This is a genomic window from Streptomyces sp. NPDC055254 (assembly GCF_053606025.1).
The window spans coordinates 182,304-202,448 of sequence record NZ_JBSGQV010000005.1; the positions used below are offsets into that span (position 1 = coordinate 182,304).

A 20,145-nucleotide genomic window follows, 5' to 3' on the forward strand; every position below is an offset into this window, starting at 1 on the left:
ACCTGCGCACCTCAGCTTCCGGCCGGTACGGGCGAGGGGAGGACCGGCGGCGGTTCGACGCCGGCCGGCAGCCGCCCCCAGCCCTGGCGCGCCGCCCGGCCGGTCAGGGCCAGGTCGGCGTCCCCCACCACGACCGGGAAGCCGACCAGTTCCAGCAGGGGCAGGTCCGAGACGTGGTCGCCGTAGGCCCACGAGTGCTCCGTCGAGACGGCGTACGCCTCCACCACGCGGCGCACCGCCGCGGCCTTGCCCTCGCCGATCATCGGCACGCCGATGCGGCCCGTGTAGCGCCCGTCGAGGATCTCCGGCTCCGAACACAGCGTCACATCGGCTTGCAGGTGACGGGCGAGGGGCGCCAGACAGGCGGGGAAGGAGCCCGACACGAGGACGGTGAGGTCGCCGGCGGCGGTGTGCCGCCGGAACGCGTCGAGAGCCGACGGGTTGAAGAAGCCCCCCTGACGCAGTTCCGCCCGGAACCACTCCTCGGCGGCTTCCGCCACCGCGGTCTCGGTCAGGTCCGCGTAGTTCTCGAAGTACGCACGATTGGTCACCGACCTCGGCACCCCGGCCGCGGTCATCGCTTTGAGCCGCTGCCGGGCCTCGCGGAACACGGACGGAGGGTGTCCGTCCGCCGCCAGGCGGTACTCCAGGAACCTGAAGATGGTGGTGCCGGTGACCAGCGTGCCGTCCACGTCGAAGAACGCCGCGACGTCAGGGGGGTTCATCTATTCTCTCCTGCGGTCCTCAGTCGGATGCCCCACGATCAGGCCGCGGCGCCCACGCCCTTCTGCAGCAGCAGCTCGGCGGTGTTCTCGATGGTCCGCGCGTCCTTGATCTCGTCATCGGTTATCTCGACCCCGTACTCGCGGGTGAGGATGACGGCCAGCTCGACCAGGACGAGGGAGTCCAGCTCCAGGGCCTCGTAGCTGGTGGAGGCGTTGACGAACTCGGCCGGGATGTCGAACTTGGCGGTCAGCGTGTCGGAAATGTACTGCGCGAGGGAATTCATCAGACACTCTTTCTGATCGAATGAAATGACGGATGTGAGGCTGCGCTGACTCACACGACGTTGATGTCGGGCCATACCATCGCGGTCGAACCCCAGGTGAGGCCGCCGCCGAAGGCGGTCATGAGGACCCGTTCGCCCGGCTTGATCCCGTCCGTGCCGACCCCGTGGGCGAGTGCCAGCGGGATGGAGGCCGCCGAGGTGTTGCCCACCTGGTCCAGATTGACCACGGCCCGGTCCCGGTCGATGCCCAGGTGGTCCGAAAGGGCGTGCAGGATACGGACGTTGGCCTGGTGGCCGACGAACCGGTCGACGGAGGCCGGGTCCCAGCCGAGGCGGTCGAGGAGCGCCGCGGAGGAGGCTCCCATCCGGGTCACCGCGTGGGTGAAGACCTGCTTGCCCTGCATCGTGAAGAAGAACCGGGACGGGTCGGTCTCGGGCCCCTCGGAGCGCTGCCGCGACCCGCCCGCCGGGACCGTGATCAGGTCCTTGTGGCCGCCGTCGCTGCCGAGGTCGAAGTCGAGCAGCGCACCGGGGTCGTCCATGGAACCGGCCTCCAGCACCACCGCGCCGGCTCCGTCCCCGAAGATCACCGAGGTGTTCCGGTCGGCCGGGTCGAGGATGGTGGAGTAGGTCTCCGCGCCGATCACCAGGACGCGGTCGGCCAGACCGGAGACGATCATGCCCGCCCCCGAGGCCAGCGCGTAGACGAAGCCCGCGCAGACCGCGGCGATGTCGAAGGCCGGTACGGTGCCCAGTTCGAGGCGGGCCGCGACGTCGGGGGCCGTCCCCGGGCAGTGGTGGTCGGGCGTACTGGTGGCCAGGATCACCGCGTCGACGCCGCCGACGCCGGCGGACTTCAGTGCGCGGGCGCCCGCCTCCACGGCGAGGTCGCCCGTCGCCGTGCCCTGTTCCGCCCAGTACCGCTGGCGGATGCCCGTCCGGGTGCGGATCCATTCGTCGCTGGTGTCCAGCGTGCGGGAGAGCTCCTCGTTCGTGACGAGGCGGGTGGGCAGGTAGGTGCCCAGACCGCGCAGGACGGCCGCACGCCGCTGCTGTCTGAACGCGCTCCCCGCGGATGCGGCTGTTTCGACCTTCACGTCAGGGCCTCTCGTCGCGCGGCAGCTGATGGGCGACGGACGCCCGCAGTCGAATCCCGCCCAGCTCGCCGACGATGTCCGCGCGCCGCCAGGTCTCACCCTTCGAGGTGTTCAGCACCATGCTGTCGGCCAGGTGCGCCGAGGTGGTCGTGATCTCGGCGAGCGGCCGCAGCGGGCTGTCGGCCTCCAGCACGGTCTGCCGCATCCACAGCGTGTTGCTGTTCGCGCGGCTGACGCCGTCCAGTTCGTAGAGCAGGACCTGGCCCAGCTGGAGCCCCACCACGAAGCTGTCGATCATGGAGACCGAGGAGTGGTACCGCCCTTCGACGCCCCGCCCCTGCGTGGGCGCGTCGTCGCGCAGGACGAAGCCGACCCCGGACGCCGTACGGGCCGTGTCGCCCGCGCCGGTGAACTCGATGTTCTCGATGGTCTGGCGCCGAGACTTGTAGCCGGTGCCGAAGGGGCGCTGCGGGCTCTCCCCGAGGACCGCGTCCAGCGAGGGGTACGTACCGGTCGTGCTGACGGGGGTCCCCACCGGGTGGTCGATCTCGGTGCGGACGGTCAGCGTGCCGATCTTGGCGTCGAGGACGGTCACGAGCCGGTCGGCCCCGTCCGGGGAGGGGCGTACCTCGGTCGGCACCGCCTGGATGTCGAAGCCCTGGAGGTCTTCCTCCACAGGGCTCGATCCGGCCTTGATCCGGGCCTTGCGGATCCAGGCGCCGGCGCGCTGCTGCTCGTCGAGGCCCCGGCTGTGCGCCAGGTACACCTCGCTGAGCTGGACGCCCAGGACCAGGACGTCGATGGTGCTCAGGTGCGGCCGCTGGTCCGTGTCCCCCTTGCGGGACCAGTCGGACGGATAGGCCACCGACGCGCGGCCGCGGACGTAGCCCGTGCCGGACTCGTCGTGCCCCACGACGATCTCGCCCACCTCGTGGACGCCGCGCTTGAATCCTTCGCCGAAGAACCTCTGGTCCCCCGGACCCAGGTAGTCGTCGATCGAAGGGATCGGATTCTGCTTGAGTGCTGTTACCCCACTGGTCATTGAAATCCCCCTGAAGTGCAGTCGTGCGGCCTGCCGCCCCTCCGGGCCCGGAGGCTCCGGAGGGGCGGCCTGCTGGATTGCGGTCGGTCAGGCGGTGAAGGCCTCGGCGATCGCGTAGCTGTCCTCGTACATGTGGTAGCGGACGATCTCGCCGTCGACGACCGTGAAGTGCAGCGCGTAGCCGTTGGTGAACTTCTTGCCGGTCTCCAGGACGCCGAAGACGCAGTTGGCGATGACGACGGCGTCGTTGCCCTCGGAGATCTTGGTCGTGACCTCGAAGGACTCGGGGGCCGTCAGGACCTTGCCGAAGATGCCGAAGAACTCGGCGAGCTCGTCCTTGGTGGAACGGACGCCGGCCCACGGCACGTTCGGGGCGCCGGCGACCTTGAAGTCCGTCTTCTCGGCGAACAGGTCCAGGATGCCGGGAAGGTCACCGGAGCCGAAGGCGCCGAAGAACGCGTCGACGGTCTCGATGGTGGAACGCGTGGTGCTCATGGTTGTTCTCTCTTCTCTGGTGAACAGCGTTGGTGCGTCAGGAAAGTGCGGGGTGCTCGTGCACGTGCTCGTGCACGTGCTCGCGCTGGCGGAGCGGTCAGGCGCCGACGGCCGCGCGGCCGGCGAGGATGACGGCCGTGTGCTGCGCGACACGGGTACCGAGGTACTCGGCGGTGGCGAGGTCGGCCTTGTGCACGCCCTCGGGCGGAAGGTCGGCCAGGGTGGCCGCGGCGGCGCCGTTGAAGTAGCCGAGGCGGTTGAGGTCGTTCTCGCTCTCGTCGCTCTTGTGCCAGCCCGGGAGCAGACCGAGGTTCACCCAGTTCATGCCGTGCTGGGCGGCCAGGGTGCCGAAGTAGGCCAGGGTGGAGTGCTTGTCACCGGCCTTGCACGCGGCGTTGGTGAAACCGGCGCCGACCTTGTCCTGCCACGTGCGGACGAGCCAGCGCTTGCTGGTCGACTCGGCGAAGGCGTGGAACGCGCCGGACGCGGAACCCATGTAGGTCGGCGAGCCGAAGATGATCGCGTCGGCGGCGTCGAGGACCGCCCACTGGGCGTCGTCGATCTTGTCGACGCGCACCAGGGTGACGTCGGCACCGGCCTCGGTGGCACCGGTCGCGACGGCGGCGGCGAGCACGTCGGTGTGCCCGAATCCCGAGTGGTAGGCGATGGCGATGTTCGGCTTCTGGGTCACAGGAGTCCTCACAGGATTTCGGTACGGATAAAGGAAGAAGAGAAGTACGTGCGGTGCGTGGCGTGCGTGAAGTACGTGCGCTGCGTGGCGTGCGTGAAGTGCGGGGGCCGCGGATCGGGTCCGCGGGGCGCGGGCGCGGGGGCGCGGCGGAATCCGCGGACGGGCCGGTCAGACCGCGCTGGGCACCCGGTCGGTCTCGATGCGGAAGTCCTGGCGGCCGTAGTCCGCCCAGGCCAGCTCGATGGCCTCGTCGGTGCTCATGACGGCGTCGAGACCGAAGATTCCGGCGATGGTCTCAAGACGCTCGGGCATGGTGCCGCTGACGACGTGGTACGGGATCTCCAGCTCGTCGAGCGTGGCGAGCAGCATGTCGTCGATGGTGGCGCGGAAGCCCTCGTTCATCGGACGGTGGCCGTCCGCGGCGATGGGGAGCTCGTGGCGCAGGTGGACATACGCGTCGAACGTGTCCTTGACGTGCTGCTTCAGCGCGAAACCGAACTGCTCGACGACCTTGGCGAAGAACTCCATCTCGGCGGTGCTCGGTTCGGTCACCCGACCGCCCTCGTTGCCGGCGGTGGCGTTGGGGTTCATCCCGTGGATGACCCGCGCCGCACCGTAGAGCCACTCCTGGAGCGACGACCCGTCGGAGATGAAGTTCTGGCCGAGCTTGGCCTCCTCGGCGACGCGGCCGGAGTGCCTGCGGAGCATCAGCTGGAGGAACTCGGCCGGGGTCACGTCCGCCAGCGCCTTGCCGGGGAACGTGTCCGGCAGGATCTCCCGGATGGTCCGCGCCAGGGTGCGCGGGACACCCGTGTAGTGGGACAGCGCCATCACGGTCGAGGTCTTGCCGGCGGAGTAGGTGCCGGATATCGAGATTCTCACCTTGCTTGATCCTTCGCTTTCGATACGTGCCGCCCCGCCGGATGGCACGGGACCGGTCTTCGTCGTGCTGGTCCTACTGGTCTGTCACCGGGATCCGCCGGCCAGCCTGGCGTTCAGCCGCATCAGCAGCGGAAGCAGCCAGTACGCGGCCACCGGCACCACGATCGCCGTGAGTACGAGGGTTTGCACGGGCAGTGGCAGTCCGCCGAGCAGCGGTCGCATGAGGATCATGACGACGGTGATCGTCGGATATACGGCCGCCCAGGTCATGAACGCCCGCATGTGCACCGACGGGGTGGAACGGGACAAGGACAAGAGAAACCCCTTCCGCTTCGTTTCGAAGCCTCCCCCAACTGGATGGTTGGAGTCTTGCACACCGCTCTGCGACCTGTCCAACCATCTAGTTGAATTTTTGGCATACCCTGGATGCCATGGCATGGGACACAGCAAGGACGAAGCGGCTCCTCCTGGAGGCCGCGAGGGCGGAATTCGCCGAGTACGGCATCGCGGGCGGACGGGTCGACCGGATCGCGGCGAAGGCGGGAGTCAACAAAGAACGCATCTACGGCTACTTCGGCAACAAGGAGAAGCTGTTCAACGTGGTGCTGGCCAGCGCGCTGGTGGAGCTGGCGGAGACCGTACGGCCGGGCGAAGGCCCGATCGGCGAGTACGTGGGCAGGATCTACGACTTCCACCGCAAGGACCCCGCGTTCCTGCGGCTGCTGATGTTCGAGGCCCTGTACTACGGGGACTCCCTGGTGGAGGAGAACCCGGGCCGCCTGGAGTGGTACACCAACGCCTCCCAGAGCCTGGCCGAGGCGAGGGGCTGCACCCTGGAGGAGGCCGGCCACCTCCTGATCACCATCATCGGCCTGGGCGCGTGGCCCACCGCGATGCCCCAGCTGGCCCGCCTGGCCATGGGCCCCCAGGCCCACGAGGAGGAAGCCCAGCAAGCCCTGCGCGCGTTCCTCGTGGACTTCGCCGAACGCGGCGCCCACCCGGACCCGCAGGACACCCCGCCCCCCACCCCCTGACCCACCCCACCAGCCTCGCGGTCACCCGGAGCCGCCTCCCGACCGCGGGGCCACAACTGCCGCGACCGGCAGCCCCGCATCAGGTGCTCGCGACACTCCCCCGCGGTCCGCGGACCCGCCACGGCGACCTCGCCGCCCCAGCAGCCGGCGCAGGCGGACATCGTCGGCGGGCATTCCGGCGGTCACCCTGGCGGGCCTCAGTTCCACAACGGCTCCGGTCCGGTCGCCCCATGCCTGCCCGCTCGGCATCCGAAGGTGGCAGCAGGGCAGTTCCGCCGTCAACCCGCTGGACATCGGCCGTCCCGCTCCCGCCGGACGGCCCGGTGCGGCCGGGTCCGGTCGTCCGGCCGGGCGCTGCGGGAACGCGGCGCCGCCGTCAGGCGCGGGCGCCCGGGTCGTGACTGTTCAGGGACGCCTTGACCGCTCGGGCGTACGGGCCTTCCCACCATGGGATCGTCTCGACCAGGACCGGCTTGGTGCCGGAGGCCAGGACGAGTGCCCGGCCGGGGGGCATCGCGCCCAGATCGGAGACCTTCAGGACGCGGTCGCGGCGTACGGACTCGTTCATGGTGCGGTTGCCGGACCAGCCCCCCGTCTCCGTCTCGCGGGTCGTCGTGAACTCGCGCAGCTCGTACTCGCCCGCCAGCTCGGACAGGTCGCCGAGGAAGCGGTTGTCGGAGACGCCGCCGCCGTAGACCCGCACGTTCGCGGCCGACCAGAGCTTCTCCATGCCGCGTTCGCCCCATACCTCGATGCCTTGGGCCCAGGACTGGAGGATCGTCATCAGGATGATGCCGCGCGAGCCGTAGTGCGAGTACAGGTCGGGCAGGGCGCGCCAGCGGCAGACGTTCGCCGCCTCGTCCAGGACACCGACCAGTGGGCGCGACAGCCGGCCCCCGCGTTGGGTGGTGGCGTACTCCTCGGCGGCCTCTACGACGGCCACCGTCAGGGCGGTCACCAGCGGGCCCGCCGAGTCGCTGCCCTCGCGGGAGAGCGAGTAGAGGGTGGAGTCGCTACGGACGAATGCGCGGGGGTTGAACTCCGGACGGTCGTCGTCGTGGGCATTCGGCGTCACCCACCGGTTGACCTCGGTGTTGACCAGGCAGGATGCCATCTGCTGGGCCACGCCGTAGATGCCGCTGCGCTGCTTGTCCGGAGCGGTGATCACGCCGGCCAGGGAGTCGGCCGGCATGAGGTGTCCCGCGCCGCGCAGGATGCGCTCCGGGGTGTCGTCCTTCGGGTTGGCCAGCCAGGTGTAGATCTGCGTGATCGGGGATTTGGCGGTGGCCGCCGCCAGCAGGAGGTTGGCGAGCAGGTCCTGTCCGGCCGGGTCGAAGAACGCGTCGGTGGAGGCATCGGCGTCCCGCGAGCCCGACGCGAAGTGGTCGGCCAGCCTGCGGGCCTTGGCGATGTCGGTCACGTACGACAGCGGGTTCCACCACCACGTGGGCGGCTCCTGCGCGACCTGCTGCGGGTCGAAGACCCAGACCTGACCGCGTGCCTGGCGCGGGCCGCGGGTGGCGTCGACGACGTCGCGCTTGTTGGAGGTGACCAGGACGGCGCCCGGGGCGTCGAGGATCGCGGGGATCGCGCGCCGGGTCGTCTTGCCGGTACGGGGGCCCCAGATGTCGACGTGCATGTCCTCGAAGGAGCCGAACAGCGGTTGCCGTCCCCGCAGCGAGCGGCCGATGAAGACGCCTGGCGACCTGCTGTCCACGCCCAGGCGTTCGGCGGTGGCGGCGGCGCCCTTCATGGTGAGCTTGCCGAGTTCCTCGCCGTGGGCGAGGTGGCGGGCGGCGCTGTCGACGTCCGGCTTGTTGCGCATGTGCTGACGGATCCGGTACACCGCGGTCGCGGCCCCGGCGAGCAGCACCGCTTCGCCCGCGGCCACCGCGTTCGCCGCGCCGTGCGGCCAGGAGTAGTCACCCGTGACCAGGGACACCGCGAAGGAGAAGGGGTTGCCCGGCGGCGCCGGTTCGCTGCCGAAGGACGCGCCGAGGCGGGCGGCGAACCAGGCACCGCAGAGCAGCGCCAGGACCGAGCCGGCAAGCGTGACGATCTCGGTCGTCCAGTCGTCGTCGGAGCGGGGCTTCTTCTGCTGTTGGACGGTCATGATCAGGACTTTCCTTCCGCTGGAGCGGGTGTGGCACGCAAGACGAAGAGACCCTGCTCGTCCCGGAGGATTCCGTGTCCGTTGCCGGTGAACTCCGGGATGTCGTCGTACGGGTAGAGAGAACACAGGCCACCGCAGCCCGTGACCGGTCCCGGGGCCGACACGGCACCGCCCACGAGCGCGAGCGCACTGTGCCTGTGCATCAACTTCCGCTACGCATGCTCCCCGCCGCCCTCGGTGGGATTGGTGCCCGGCGGGATCGGCACCCGGTACACGCCGGTGATGGCACCCTGCACGTCCCAGGTGCTGAACTCGACGTTCTTACCGGCGCGGGGGGCGTGGAGGATCTTCCTGCCGGCCGGGTCCCACACGATGCCCACGTGTTCCGAACCCCTGCTGCTGGGGCGGAAGAAGATGACGTCGCCTGGCTGCGCCTCGCTGAGATCGACCTTGTACGGACGGAGCTTGTCCTCCTGGTCGTAGGTGACCGCGCCGATATCGATCTTGCCGCCGCTGGCCTGGTAGTAGATCCACTGCGTGTAGCTGGAACAGTCGAAGGACACGGGACTGTCACCCTGCAGCCGCGGGGCACCCCAGACGTAGGGCTGCCCGATGCCGCGCTGCGCCCAGCGCAGTGCCCCCCGCACCACCGGGTCGTCGGCTCCCGGCAGTACGCCGGTCACGGTGCCGTCCGGGGGAACCGGGGTGCCCTTGCCGTTCTTGGCGCAGTTGGCGTACTCGGCGTCCTTGCCCGTGCTGCCGTCGCCGCCGGGCACGGTGCCGTAGTCGGGGTTGGCCGAGACCTTGCCCTGCAGCCAGCCCTCCGGGTCGACCATGCCGGGACCGTTGTCCTGGCCGGGGACGAAGGGGTTGTCGACGCCCGGGAGGCGGACCTCCCAGTGCAGGTGCGGGCCGCTGGAGTTGCCGGTGCTGCCGACGGTGCCGATCTGGTCGCCGCGCTTGACGGAGGCGCCCTGGGAGACCATGGCCTTTGTCTGATGCGCGTACAGGGTGACGACGCCGTTGGCGTGCTCGATGTGTGTCTCGTTGCCGTACGAGCCGCCGCTGCTCACCTTGATGACCTTGCCGTCGGCGGGTGCGTAGATCGGCGTACCGCTGTTGGCCCGCAGGTCGAGACCGGTGTGGTAGCCGAGGCTCCAACTGGAACCGGTCTGGTGGTACTTGGTGCCGATCGTGTACGAGCCCTCCTTCAGCGGCCACTGCCAGCTCCTGCCGTCCTGGGCCGGCGGGTCGGCAGGCTTGAGCAGGGGGCGGGAGAACGCCACGGTCTGGATCCGGCTGCTCCGGGAGTCCTGGCCGGTCGGATTGTCCCCGTACGAGGCGGCCTGCGCCTGCCCGGTGTCACGGCCGTAGGGCGGAGTGGACCAGGATCGCGGTGAGGACGCCTTGATGCTCAGGGCCTCGGTGGGCTGGGCGCCGTTGCCGACCGGCGCGGGGATGTCGGATTGCTGACCGAGGGTGGGAAAGTCGGGGTTCTTGTCCACGGTCGCCTTCAGGTGCGCGTACCAGCCCTCGATGAGGTTCTTCTCGCCGGTGAGGTTGCCGCGGTAGCGGGCCGACTGGGTGAGGACCACCCGCGGGTAGACGGTGTTGTCGGAGTTCGAGCCGGAGTACTTCAGCAGCGCCTTCCAGGGGTTCGTCTCGACCTTCATCGCGTGCAGGAAGTTGGCGGCGGCGAACGCCGCGTCGTCGATGTTGTAGAGGTCCTTCTTGCCGTCGTTGTTGCCGTCGGCTCCGTAGTCGTGCCACGCGTCGTTACCGAACTGGAGCAGGCCCATGTAGCCGGCGCTGTTCTTGCCCCCGGGGGCGGCGGACGGGTCTTGGCCGTACTTGGTCTCCTGGTACATCTGACCGGCGATCATCGTCCAGTCGAGTCCCTCGTAGCGGGCCGCTGCCCGCATCGAGGCCAGGATCATCCGCGGGGGTATCTCGTTGAGGGCCGTCTCGCTGGGCAGGTAGATCTTGCCGGCCGGCATGATCGGGTTGGTGGCCGCCTGGTCGCCGGTGTTGCCCCTGGCGGCGTTCTCGGCGTAGTTGCCGCAGGCCGCCTGGGCGGCTCCGCCGCCGACACCGCCGATCAGGGCACTGATCAGAACGATGCCGAGGAAGCCGAAACCGCCGATCGGGAGCAGGCCGCCGGCGCCGACGAGCAGCAGCGTCTTGCCGTTGCCCTTTTTCTTGCCGCCGCCACCGCCGCCCTGCCCTCCGGCTACCTGGGCGGCCATCCTGGCCGTCCGCGCCACCTTGGCTGCCTTCGACGCGGCCGCCAGTACGGCAGGAGCCACCATCGACCGTCACTCCCCCGCTTTGTCGGACGCGCCCACGTTGCCCAGGCCTTGAAGGTTGAACGCCGACACCTTCCAGGCGCCGGCCTCCTTGCGGGAGCTCACCAGCCAGGAGTTGGTCTCCGTACGGGTCTGCTTGCCGTCCTCGGTACGGGTCGACGTCAGCGAGACCACGCTGGACACCAGGCTGCCGCCGCCGTTGACCAGGTCCTGGGCGATCATCCCGTCGCGGATCACGGAGGCCTTCCCCGAGGACGAGCAGCGGACCGCCTGGCAGGTGGCCCAGTCCTTGCCCGTGGGAAGGACGGTCTGCCCCTTCATCTGGTCGTCCCCGACCGTCAGCTCCAGCAGCGGCTTCGCCCAGGTGGCGCTCTGATCGGTGTACTTGTACGTGCTCAGACCGGCCATGTAGGCGGCCATCGCGCGGTGGGCCTCGGCCAGTTCCTCCGGCGTGACGATGGGCGGGACGGTATCGGCGCCGCCCGCACCGGCCTGCTGGTCCTCACCGTCAGGGCCGCCGCCACCGGCCGTACCGGCGTCCTTGCCCTGTCCGGCCGTCGGGGAGCCTTTGCTCGGGGGCGGGTTCTCCGTGTCGTCCTCGCCATCGAAGACGGTGAGGACCACCAGGGAGACGATCAGCAGTACGCCCAGGATCGCCAGGGCAAGTGCCGCGCTTCGCTTGTTCTCGGCAGGTGACTCCACCGTCCCGGGCCTCCCTCAGTCAGGTCGCCCGGACACGGTAGGGGGAGGGACGGCGGATGGCGCAGGCCCTTTCCTCGCGAGGAAAAGCGAGGAAAGGACGAGGAAAGGCCGGGGGGTTCGGGCCGGGGCGCGAGCACGAAGCCTGTGCGAAGAATCGGTGGAGGCGTCTCCCGAACTCCCACCGGTCCTGCTCATGACGCGGACGCGTCGGGGTTGCCCTCCTCGCGGCCGCAGGGATCGACGGGCAGCGGCTCGAAGGGGTAGGCCGTGTGGCCGTCCTTGGGCGAACAGGCCGCGAACGGACCCATGTCCGCGTCCATCAGCACCCGCAGGTGCGGATCGGCGTGGTGGAGCCACCAGGTGGACATGCCCAGGGCAGGGTCGTGCCGCAGATGCTCCCAGGCCAGCCAGAGCGCGGAGAGCCGGGCGCCCGCCTCGGGGTGCTCCCACCAGCGCGGACACCAGGTAGCGGCCGAGCCGTTCACGCGGCGCCGCACCATCTGCGACAGGTATTCGGAGACGAAGACGAAGACGTCGGCGAAGTAGAACTCCACCTCGTCGTCGGACGTCTGCTGCGTCTCGGCGGTCGTGCTCATGCGTGAGCCTTCCATGCGGGATGTCATCGGTCGACGGATGCGGGGCCCGCCGGGCGGGCGGCAGTGCGGCAGGTCAGTGCTCGATGCCGACCGGCTTCGAGGCCACCTCGGCCGCCACGGGATTGACCACACCGTGGGTGGAGGGGCCGCGCGGGCTCGGCAACGCAGCTGTGGGCCGGATGGCCACGCCGGGCAGGAAGGCACCGGCCCGCGCGGGCAGGGCCCGCTGTTTCGGCAGCTCGGGGGCGGCCGGTGCGGTCAGCTCGTCGTAGCTGGTGGCCGAGGAGAGCCGGAAGAGGGCGGCCGTGTGCGCCACTTGCAGGCCCTCGGGTACGTCGAGGGCGCCTAGCTTCGCGGCGAAGTCCCTCGGTGACGTGTTCCGGGCGTCGAAGTCCTCCATCCGCACTTGGCAGCGCAGCGAGTCGTTGGCGATCAACTCGTCGATTTCGGACGGCAGGTGCTCGTGGCGGGGCGCGGGCAGCGGGAACCCGACATTCTCCTTGCCGACCTTCTCGTGCGCGAGCAGCCGCGGCAGCTCGTCCTTTCCGAGGATCGAGCCGGCCCCGATGTCGGCGCAGAAGGCGACGGCCGGCCCCTCGGCCGCCTCGGCGTAGCGCCCCGAAATGGTGGTCCATACCTCCGGGGCGAGGGCATCGACGTCCGCCACGTCCAGGGCGAAGTCGTTGACCAGTGCCTCCTTCACCAGGGGCTCCCACAGCTGGTACGCGTCCAGCTGCCGCCCGGCGGGGCTGTCCTCCAGTACCTGGTAGGACCGGCTCTCGCCGCACGCCTGCGCCAGGAAGCGGTGGTCCACGACCTGGGGCGCACCCTCGGGCTGGGACTTCCACGACCAGAAGGCGCGCGTGATGCCGCGATCCTCGTTGGTGACGGACTGGTTCGCGGCGACGTCCCGGACGAACGACGCGATGTCCGGGGTGGCACGCCCCTGCGCGTGGGCGGTCCGCCAGTCCGCGTAGATGCGGGAGGTCACCGCCGCCGCCTCGGCCGGTGTGCGCGGCTTGCCCGCACGGTCAGCCTCCTGGAGGAAGATCGCGCGGGTGATCTCCTCAGGGGTCGGGGGCGTCGAGTCCGTCACCGTAGGGCTCGCAGCACCCCGACGGGCGGGTGAACCTCCAGGGAGATGGCTGACGCGCCCGGCATGTCCGCGGCCCAGGTGGGGAACGCGATGGACTGGCTGAGCAGGATGTACGGCGCGGCCGCACCGCCACCGGCACCCCGCCAGTAGGCGAACCGGTACGGGCGGCGGCTCTTCAGCCGGAACTCCCGGTCGGGCCAGTAGCTGGGCGCGGGGGGCTCCGGGAAGTCCTCGGCGTCCCAGGAGCCGGCCCACGCGGGTGCGTTCAGCACCCCGGCAGCCGCTGCCGCGTACTCAGGCCAGGTCTCGGCGGCCAGAGCGAGCACGGCGGCGTTCTCGTCCGCTGCGCCGGCCTTCACCTGCCACCCGTAGTGGGACACGCTCTCGACCGGGTTCCAGTAGCCACCCGACTGGAAGGTCAGCCGGCCGCCCGTGGGAGTGCGCACCACCAGTTGCCGGTCGAAGGTCTGCGGCTCCCAGCCGTAGCGCTCGCACCACGCGCGGAACTCCGGAGAACCGCCCTGCGGCGGCCCAGCCCACACCGAGGCCCAGTCCACGCCGCGCAGGGCGTCCAGCTCAGCGGCCAGGTCCTGGGCCGTGCGGCCCGATGTCTCCGTCAGCATCGTCTCAAGCTCCTCGTTCGGTATACGTGGGGGCATCGTGGCATGCGGTCAGGACAGGACGATCCCGAGGAGCAGCAGCCCCACCACCACCGCGCCCATGATGAAGCGGACCCTCGCGTCGCCCTGTTCCCACAGGTCGTGGACCACTGCCCAGCCCGTCATGCGGGCGGCGCGGCCGTCGTGGAGCCCCGAGACCTGGGAGGGGCCGTCGTCCTGGCCGGCGGCCGCGGCGTCCTCGTCATGGTCCGGTATCCCGGCCGTCCCCTGCTGGGCCTGGGCCACCAGGACCAGGCCCTCCAGCAGCTCGGGCATCGTGTGCGGGGTGAGGGGGTACGAGACGGTGCCGTGCGGGGTGCTCAGGCAGAGCCTCGACTGCCAGGGGTTGCCGGGTTCGTAGCCGTCGATCCAGGCGTGCTGGGCCTCGGTCACGGGGGTGGGCGCCGCCTCGGCGGGCGCCTGAGGGAGGGCGTACTGGTCGCTCAACTCTCGTCCTTAGCAGGGTCGGGGACGGTTCGGTGCCCGTCACCGGGGCACGAGCGCTCATTCTGGCGGAGCGCTGGGCGGCCCTGCCCGTTCCGGGGCCCCGGGACTCCCGTCCGAGGATTCCCCACTCTTTCCCCGGCTTTCCTCGCTCTTTCCCGACGGGGAAAAGGGGAGAGGCGTTGTCGTCTTCATTTGCCACACTGCCGTTCCGCACCTGGCCTCACCAGGGGCCCGCCAACCGGTAGGCCGGCGGCAGGGGATCACACGCGTGGGAGAGACGGACTCGATGACGGACCACAACAGCTCTGCTGGCGGGGTCGACGGGGCCCAGCCTCCCGGGCAGCGAGGGCACTTCGGCCCCGGAGGTCCCGCCGGAGCGCAGCACCCGCCGCAGCACCATGGGCAGCAGGCCCAGTTCCAGCAGGGCCAGCAGGCTCCGCTGTCCCAGCGGCAGGCGTCCGCTCCCTACGGCTACCCGAACAACCCCCCTGCGCCGCCGCAGCAGTCCTCGGACGCCGCCCGCGCGCAGGTGGCCGCGGCCTGGGTGCGCACCGCCCGGCCCGGCAACGTCCCGCCCGGTGAAGCGGCCGTACCGGTACTGCCGCCGCGCGCGAACCAGCCCCCGGGCGAGTCGAAGAAGGACCGGCGCAAGGCAGAGCAGGATGCCAAGAGGGCCGTGCGCAAGGCCGCCTACGAGCAGAGGAAGGCCGAGCGCGAGGGGCGCAAGCAGGGGCGCGGCGGCAGCGCGGCCACCGCGTCCGCGCCGCCCCGGTCCGCTTCAGCGTCCGCAGTTACCTCCGCCTCCCCTTCCGCCTCCCCTTCCGGCGTCCCGGCTGCCGCCGCTTCCACCGCGTCGCAGTCCAAGACCCCCGCCCGCACCGCCGTCGACGCGGGATTCGACGTTCCGCGTCCCGGTGGACGGCTGCCCGCGCAGGGCCGTCGTACACATGTGGCTGTCCGCGCCGCCCTGCTGATCACCACGTGCGCCTTCGCCCTGGGTTCCTGCGGCGTCGCCGGCCTGGTCATCGGCAAGTCGTCCGTCGCGGTGCAGGGCGCCGACCTGAACGACGAGGAGGTGGCCCGGTACCGGCTGACGGAGTTCCCGACCCAGGCCGCCGCGACCTTCGCGGAGGAGTACGTCACGCTCTGCATGACCTACTCGCCGCAGAACGCCGACAAGCGCCGCGACGCCCTGACCCGCTACGCCTCCTCGGGCGTGGACCGCGACTGCGGCATCACCGGCCAGGGCACCCAGAGCGTCCAGCAGGCCAAGTGGGACGGAACCATCGAGGAACTTCCCGAGTACGGGGCGAACGGCCGCTACCTGGGCATCCAGGTCAAGCTGTCGACCGGCCGCATCACCACCCTGTCCGTACCGGTGTATGTGAAGGACCCGGCCACCGGCTCGGGGCTGCGCATCGCGGGCAACGTCGGTGAGATGCCGCTCGCTTCGCGCGGCAGCGTGCCGGTGGTGAAGCAGGGCGACGAAGCCGTCGACCAGACCCTCTCCGACCAGCTCAAAGGGAAGGTCCTGCCCGGCTTCTTCAAGGCCTGGGCCGCCTCCGACGCGACCGGGCTGACCCGCTTCACGACGACCGACGCGTCGCAGTCGGCGACCACCGGCCTGGCCGGTGCGCTGGCCTCGCCCGAGGTCCAGGAGGTCGTGGCGCTCGCCCCGGCCGGCACCGAACCGAACACCGCCATCACCTACGGGCAGGGCCAGACGGTCCAGGCGCGGGCGACGGTCTCCTGGGGCGGCGTGGCGGCCGCCTTGAAGGGGACCCCCGCCCCCACCACGACCGTGAAGCGCTCCTACCGCCTGACCCTGGTGAACACCGCCCAGGGCTGGTTCATCAAGGACATCCGCGGTGGGGTCCTCGACCCCACGGGCGGCAGCGCGGACGCCGGTGCGACGGCGCCGCCCGCCGCTCCGGCCCCCGAGGAGAATCCCTCGGCCGGCGGGGACGGCGCACCCGCCGCGCCCGCCCCCGTTGCCGCCGGTGCGCCCAAGAAACCCTGACCGCGCCTCACCGACGCGCCCCCACACCCTTCCCACGCACCTCAGTGAAAGGACAACGCCATGTACCTGGCGGCCACCACCCTCAACGACATGTTCGGCGAGATCCAGAAGATCCTCATGGGCATCGGCACCACCGTGGCGATCTGTGCCCTGCTGATCCTCGGCATCCGGATGCTGCTGTCGATGAAGCGCGGCGACGGCATGCGCGAGGCCTTCCAGGGCTTCGGCATGATCGCGCTGGCCGCCCTGATCATCGGTGGTGCGACCGGTCTCGCCGGTCTGCTCATCGACCTCGGCAGCCAGATCGGTGGCGGCGGCGCCAAGAGCTGAGCCCGGGAGCGGCCGGTACATCCGTCCGGCCCGCACCTGTGACCCGCGGCCCACGGCCCGCAACCACGTCAGAGAGGGGGACCGGCTGATGGCGCAGGATACGTCCGACGCACCAGAGCCGATGGTCGCCTACGACCACACGGATCTGCTCAACCGGCCCAAGCGCATCTGGAACTGGGGCAACATCCCGCTCCCCGGTCTGTTGCTGCCCGCTCTGGGTGCGGCCTTCGGCTTCGCCATCGTCTGGCTGGTGACGCTGCTCTCGCTCTCCGCCTTCCTGCCCTTCCTGGGCATCTCGGTGGTGACGTCGGTGCTCTACATCGGACCGCCGGTCGGCATCTACTTCGTGTGGGGGCGACCGCTGCCCTCCGCGCTCACCCTCAGCCAGCAGGTCGTGGTCTGGGTCGACTTCTGGTTCCAGCCCAAGCGGCTGCAGGGGCTGGCCGCCGACCGGGAGCCCGAGGAACTCCACTGGCAGGTGATCCTCTGGCAGCCGGGTTCGCCGCGCTGGCAGCGGCAGTACGAGGAGGCGCTGGCCACGGCGGCGCAACACGGTTCCTCGTTCGCGGCCCGGGCGCCGTCCGCGCAGCCGTTCCCGGGCAACCCCGTATCCGCACACTCAGAGACCGCAGGATGAATCCCTCATGATCATGATGATCCTTCTGGGCGGGGCGGTCGCCTTCTTCCTGATCGCCATGCTCATCGCCTCCGCCGGCTCCAAGAAGGCCAAGGACAGCCAGGGTTCCGGCGGTTCGCATAACGCGCGCGGCTCCCGGAACCAGCCCGGCCAGTCCAAGCGCCGCGAAGACATGCGGCTGCCCTACCGCTACGCCGACGACATGGTCTTCGTCCACGGCGAATCAGTGTGGACCGGGCTCGTGCTGCCCACCGCCATCGACGAGTACCTCAACGCCGGCGAGCTCCAGGCGATGGCCGAGGGCCCTGCCCGCGGCCTGCTCAACCTCGCCCGCGGCGACCGCAACGTCGAGTGCCACTACCGCAAGGTGTACCGGCCGATCACGGCCGTGGAGTGGGCGGACCAGCTCAACACGGTGGCCTGGGACCCGACCGAGAACTACAAGGCGTACAACCTCCGCAAGGCGGAGTACCAGGAGCGCATCGGGGCGACCCGCGAGCGCAACATCCTGCTGGTCAAGCTGGGTTCGCTCAAGCGCGGCTCGAACGGCACGGGGGTGCTGCCCGGCGGCGACGATCCCGTCGCCGACCCGGGGCTCACGGCTGCCGTGCGCGGTACCGCCGACAGGGCGGCCGCGGCCGCCACCGGCGTCTACGACGAGTACCTGTCGCCGGGCCTGCTGGCCCAGTGGACGCAGGTCGCGCGCGAGGTCCACGAGAGCCTCGAAGGCCTGAACGGTGTGCCGCTGACCCGCGAGGAGCTGGTCTGGCTCATCCGCAAGCCGCTCCACGGCGACCTGGCCGTGCCGCCGGAGCCGGTGCTCGGCTCGCGCTCCTGGGGACCGGACCAGTTCGACCTGGTCGTCGACTTCTCCGGCGAGAACCACAAGACGCACATCGTGTTGCACCAGTACGACGAGGTCACCGGCGAGCAGCACACCAGCTACACGACGACGCTGGTGGCCGCCGGCTGGCCCACGGAGACCCGCTTCCGGCAGTCCACCGCCTGGGCGCGCTACGCGTCGCAGCACGTCGACTTCCCGGTCGAGATCGACATGCGGTTCACCCTCATCCCGTACTTGAAGTTCAAGGACCGGGCCAAGAAGATCAGCGGAAACCTGGTCGACGAGATGAACGACATGGCCAACTCCGGCCGTTCTCCCGGCACCCAGCTCGCCAACCAGGTCACGCGTGCCCAGCACCTCCTCGACGACGTCGAGGAGCACAAGATGCCGGGCATGGAGGCGCAGATCCGCTTCACCATCTCCGCGCCCGACCTCACCGAGCTGGAGCGGCGTCGCCGCATCCTGGAGATGCAGTTCAAGCAGGACCTGAAGGTGACCCTGCTGCGGCCGACCCGCCAGCAGTGGCGGCTCCTGCAGTCCCAGCTGCCGGGTGACGCGCCGAAGCTGCCCCTCGCGCCGTACCTGCGCCTGCAGGAGGTCGAGCAGCTCGGCGCCGGACTGCCCACCGCGGGCACCGAGCTCGGCGACAACCCCGAGCACCGGTCGGGCAAGCAGCTCGGCTGGGTGGGCAACCTCGTGGGCTGGGCCGGCAAGATGCCCGTCCACTACTCGCTGCACGTGGGCCCGGCCCGCAACGACGGCGGTGGCCTCGCCATCGTCGGCGCGTCCGGCGGTGGCAAGTCCTCGCTCGCGCTGCAGAAGTTCTACGAGGAGTCGGAGGCGGGCGTGCGCTGCCTGGTCATCGACCCCAAGACCGACTTCGCCCAGCTCTGCTACTACCTGGCCTTCGGCTCCCAGGTGAACGACCCGGAGTTCGCGCAGGACGCCGACGCGGGCCGCCTCGGCACGGAGCACAGCCGCTTCCAGCCGGTCAACCCGGAGTTCTGGGCGGAGACCGAGGTCGTCGATCTCCTCAAGGGCCAGGCCGGCGTGCTCGACCCGTGGGTCGTCGCCCGTGACGTCCCCTCGGGCCGGCTGCTCGCCGAGTCGATGCTCCGCGGGTTCCTCGGTGACGAGGACTACCAGCGCGTACGCCTGCCCGTCATCGAGGGCATGGCCACCGTCGTCGGCTGGTACAACTCCGCGATGCGGCAGGCCACCGAGCAGGGGCTGACCGCGCGGGAGGCCGAGCAGCAGGTGCCGCGGCCGACGCTGTGGCAGGTCGTCGACGAGGTTGTGAACGCCTACGACCACGCGGTGTCCACCGGTGACCGCGAGGCGGTCAAGGAGCTCAAGCTCGCCCAGATGCTCCTCACCGAGCTGCGGACCCTGCCGTACGCCCGACTGGCCTTCGCCGAGCGCCCGCAGACCCTGTCCGCGATGCGCAAGCGCCGCACCGTCATCACCCTGCGCGGCTTCCAATCCCCGTCCTCCTCCGACCCGCGCAACTGGAACCCGGCCGAGCGCTTGGCCGCGACCGCGCTGATGGCGGTCGTGGAGCTCGGCAGTCAGATGCTCGACGTCGGCTACGAGAAGAACCCGGTGACGGGCGAGATCGGCCTGCGCCCCAAGGCGCTGTTCGTCGACGAGGCGTACGTCGTCACCGCGACCGAGGCCGGCCGCGACCTGATGCGGCGTGCCCTCAAGCAGGGCCGCTCGTACCTGGCGGTCACCGTCCTGATCACCCAGCAGGCCATCGACCTCGTCCAGATCGAGGACTCCGAGGCCCGCAGCGGTGGCGCCAACCAGATCCACACCGTCTTCGCGTTCAAGCAGAAGTCCGCGCAGGAGGCCTCGCTGGTGGCGCCGCTGCTGGGCCGCCCCGAGAACGACACCAAGGTCGTCTCGGCCCTGCAGGAACTCCGAACCGGTGTCTGCCTGCAGCGCGACGTCGACAAACGGGTCGGCACGGTCGCCGTGGACCTTGTCTTCAAGGAGATCCTCGCCGCCACCGACACCAACGGCACGACCCGCCCCGCCCGGCAGGGGATCGACCCGCCGCTCAGCGTGTGGGACTGGACCTTCATGCAGGAGGCGGGCCAGGCCGCGACCTCCGCGACGTGACGCCGCCGGAGACCAAGACCC

Annotated in this window: 20 protein-coding genes; 5 read left to right on the plus strand and 15 right to left on the minus strand. The window is 70.4% G+C overall.

The window, feature by feature from the left end:
* Positions 1-11 precede the first annotated feature (11 nt).
* From ACWFQ8_RS07700 to ACWFQ8_RS07735, 8 genes are all read right to left on the minus strand, one after another.
* Entirely contained in the window at positions 12-725 is a 714-nt protein-coding gene (locus tag ACWFQ8_RS07700) for an HAD family hydrolase (RefSeq protein WP_453785292.1), read from the minus strand.
* A 38-nt stretch (positions 726-763) separates the two neighbouring features.
* Positions 764-1,009 carry an acyl carrier protein gene (locus tag ACWFQ8_RS07705; RefSeq protein WP_453785293.1) on the minus strand — a complete coding sequence of 82 codons (246 nt, stop codon included), beginning with the start codon at positions 1,007-1,009 and terminating at the stop codon, positions 764-766.
* Between the two features lie 50 nt (positions 1,010-1,059).
* Positions 1,060-2,106, minus strand: a complete 1,047-nt coding sequence (locus ACWFQ8_RS07710) for a beta-ketoacyl-ACP synthase III (RefSeq protein ID WP_453785294.1) — start codon at positions 2,104-2,106, stop codon at positions 1,060-1,062.
* Position 2,107: 1 nt separating this feature from the next.
* Positions 2,108-3,148, minus strand: coding sequence for an AvrD family protein (locus tag ACWFQ8_RS07715; RefSeq protein ID WP_453785295.1), 1,041 nt, complete (start codon positions 3,146-3,148; stop codon positions 2,108-2,110).
* A gap of 87 nt (positions 3,149-3,235) precedes the next feature.
* The gene (locus ACWFQ8_RS07720; RefSeq protein WP_453785296.1) at positions 3,236-3,643 is read right to left on the minus strand and encodes a nuclear transport factor 2 family protein; all 408 of its coding nucleotides are present in this window, start codon (positions 3,641-3,643) and stop codon (positions 3,236-3,238) included.
* Between the two features lie 97 nt (positions 3,644-3,740).
* Entirely contained in the window at positions 3,741-4,334 is a 594-nt protein-coding gene (locus ACWFQ8_RS07725) for a flavodoxin family protein (protein ID WP_453785297.1), read from the minus strand.
* 168 nt (positions 4,335-4,502) lie between these two features.
* Positions 4,503-5,216, minus strand: a complete 714-nt coding sequence (locus tag ACWFQ8_RS07730) for an AAA family ATPase (protein WP_453785298.1) — start codon at positions 5,214-5,216, stop codon at positions 4,503-4,505.
* A gap of 84 nt (positions 5,217-5,300) precedes the next feature.
* Positions 5,301-5,531 carry a hypothetical protein gene (locus ACWFQ8_RS07735; RefSeq protein WP_453785299.1) on the minus strand — a complete coding sequence of 77 codons (231 nt, stop codon included), beginning with the start codon at positions 5,529-5,531 and terminating at the stop codon, positions 5,301-5,303.
* Between the two features lie 116 nt (positions 5,532-5,647).
* Between ACWFQ8_RS07735 and ACWFQ8_RS07740 the strand changes: the two genes are divergently transcribed.
* Positions 5,648-6,250, plus strand: coding sequence for a TetR/AcrR family transcriptional regulator (locus ACWFQ8_RS07740; RefSeq protein WP_453785300.1), 603 nt, complete (start codon positions 5,648-5,650; stop codon positions 6,248-6,250).
* Between the two features lie 376 nt (positions 6,251-6,626).
* On the opposite strand, the gene ACWFQ8_RS07745 is transcribed toward ACWFQ8_RS07740, so the two are convergent.
* The 7 genes from ACWFQ8_RS07745 to ACWFQ8_RS07775 form a co-directional block, all read right to left on the minus strand.
* Positions 6,627-8,363: a type IV secretory system conjugative DNA transfer family protein gene (locus tag ACWFQ8_RS07745; RefSeq protein ID WP_453785301.1), complete on the minus strand. Its 1,737-nt coding sequence runs from the start codon at positions 8,361-8,363 to the stop codon at positions 6,627-6,629.
* Between the two features lie 212 nt (positions 8,364-8,575).
* A complete protein-coding gene (locus tag ACWFQ8_RS07750; protein ID WP_453785302.1) occupies positions 8,576-10,672 on the minus strand; it encodes a peptidoglycan DD-metalloendopeptidase family protein in 2,097 nt (698 codons plus the stop codon).
* A 6-nt stretch (positions 10,673-10,678) separates the two neighbouring features.
* Positions 10,679-11,371, minus strand: a complete 693-nt coding sequence (locus ACWFQ8_RS07755) for a hypothetical protein (protein ID WP_453785303.1) — start codon at positions 11,369-11,371, stop codon at positions 10,679-10,681.
* A 191-nt stretch (positions 11,372-11,562) separates the two neighbouring features.
* Positions 11,563-11,967, minus strand: a complete 405-nt coding sequence (locus ACWFQ8_RS07760) for a DUF4913 domain-containing protein (RefSeq protein ID WP_453785304.1) — start codon at positions 11,965-11,967, stop codon at positions 11,563-11,565.
* 73 nt (positions 11,968-12,040) lie between these two features.
* Positions 12,041-13,063 (minus strand): hypothetical protein, encoded by a 1,023-nt coding sequence (locus tag ACWFQ8_RS07765; protein WP_453785305.1) that lies wholly within the window; start codon positions 13,061-13,063, stop codon positions 12,041-12,043.
* On the minus strand, positions 13,060-13,686 hold the full coding sequence (locus tag ACWFQ8_RS07770; protein ID WP_453785306.1) for a hypothetical protein: 627 nt from the start codon (positions 13,684-13,686) through the stop codon (positions 13,060-13,062). Before ACWFQ8_RS07770 ends, ACWFQ8_RS07765 begins: the two co-directional genes overlap by 4 nt.
* 48 nt (positions 13,687-13,734) lie before the next feature.
* The gene (locus ACWFQ8_RS07775) at positions 13,735-14,169 is read right to left on the minus strand and encodes a hypothetical protein (RefSeq protein WP_453785307.1); all 435 of its coding nucleotides are present in this window, start codon (positions 14,167-14,169) and stop codon (positions 13,735-13,737) included.
* A gap of 268 nt (positions 14,170-14,437) precedes the next feature.
* Between ACWFQ8_RS07775 and ACWFQ8_RS07780 the strand changes: the two genes are divergently transcribed.
* The 4 genes from ACWFQ8_RS07780 to ACWFQ8_RS07795 all read left to right on the plus strand — a co-directional run bounded on the left by ACWFQ8_RS07780 (position 14,438) and on the right by ACWFQ8_RS07795 (position 20,124).
* Positions 14,438-16,189, plus strand: coding sequence for a conjugal transfer protein (locus ACWFQ8_RS07780; protein WP_453785308.1), 1,752 nt, complete (start codon positions 14,438-14,440; stop codon positions 16,187-16,189).
* Positions 16,190-16,249: 60 nt separating this feature from the next.
* Positions 16,250-16,519 (plus strand): hypothetical protein, encoded by a 270-nt coding sequence (locus tag ACWFQ8_RS07785; RefSeq protein WP_453785309.1) that lies wholly within the window; start codon positions 16,250-16,252, stop codon positions 16,517-16,519.
* Positions 16,520-16,607: 88 nt separating this feature from the next.
* Positions 16,608-17,156, plus strand: a complete 549-nt coding sequence (locus ACWFQ8_RS07790; RefSeq protein ID WP_453785310.1) for a hypothetical protein — start codon at positions 16,608-16,610, stop codon at positions 17,154-17,156.
* A 7-nt stretch (positions 17,157-17,163) separates the two neighbouring features.
* A complete protein-coding gene (locus tag ACWFQ8_RS07795; protein WP_453785311.1) occupies positions 17,164-20,124 on the plus strand; it encodes an ATP-binding protein in 2,961 nt (986 codons plus the stop codon).
* Positions 20,125-20,145 lie beyond the last annotated feature (21 nt).

What these genes read in the sequence shown, in the direction of transcription:
- ACWFQ8_RS07700 (WP_453785292.1), bottom strand. Translation starts at nt 725, where the DNA reads ATGAACCCCCCTGACGTCGCGGCGTTCTTCGACGTGGACGGCACGCTG.
- ACWFQ8_RS07770 (WP_453785306.1), bottom strand. Translation starts at nt 13,686, where the DNA reads ATGCTGACGGAGACATCGGGCCGCACGGCCCAGGACCTGGCCGCTGAG.
- ACWFQ8_RS07750 (WP_453785302.1), bottom strand. Translation starts at nt 10,672, where the DNA reads ATGGTGGCTCCTGCCGTACTGGCGGCCGCGTCGAAGGCAGCCAAGGTG.
- ACWFQ8_RS07705 (WP_453785293.1), bottom strand. Translation starts at nt 1,009, where the DNA reads ATGAATTCCCTCGCGCAGTACATTTCCGACACGCTGACCGCCAAGTTC.
- ACWFQ8_RS07715 (WP_453785295.1), bottom strand. Translation starts at nt 3,148, where the DNA reads ATGACCAGTGGGGTAACAGCACTCAAGCAGAATCCGATCCCTTCGATC.
- ACWFQ8_RS07795 (WP_453785311.1), top strand. Translation starts at nt 17,164, where the DNA reads ATGATCATGATGATCCTTCTGGGCGGGGCGGTCGCCTTCTTCCTGATC.
- ACWFQ8_RS07740 (WP_453785300.1), top strand. Translation starts at nt 5,648, where the DNA reads ATGGCATGGGACACAGCAAGGACGAAGCGGCTCCTCCTGGAGGCCGCG.
- ACWFQ8_RS07785 (WP_453785309.1), top strand. Translation starts at nt 16,250, where the DNA reads ATGTACCTGGCGGCCACCACCCTCAACGACATGTTCGGCGAGATCCAG.
- ACWFQ8_RS07745 (WP_453785301.1), bottom strand. Translation starts at nt 8,363, where the DNA reads ATGACCGTCCAACAGCAGAAGAAGCCCCGCTCCGACGACGACTGGACG.
- ACWFQ8_RS07720 (WP_453785296.1), bottom strand. Translation starts at nt 3,643, where the DNA reads ATGAGCACCACGCGTTCCACCATCGAGACCGTCGACGCGTTCTTCGGC.
- ACWFQ8_RS07790 (WP_453785310.1), top strand. Translation starts at nt 16,608, where the DNA reads ATGGCGCAGGATACGTCCGACGCACCAGAGCCGATGGTCGCCTACGAC.
- ACWFQ8_RS07760 (WP_453785304.1), bottom strand. Translation starts at nt 11,967, where the DNA reads ATGAGCACGACCGCCGAGACGCAGCAGACGTCCGACGACGAGGTGGAG.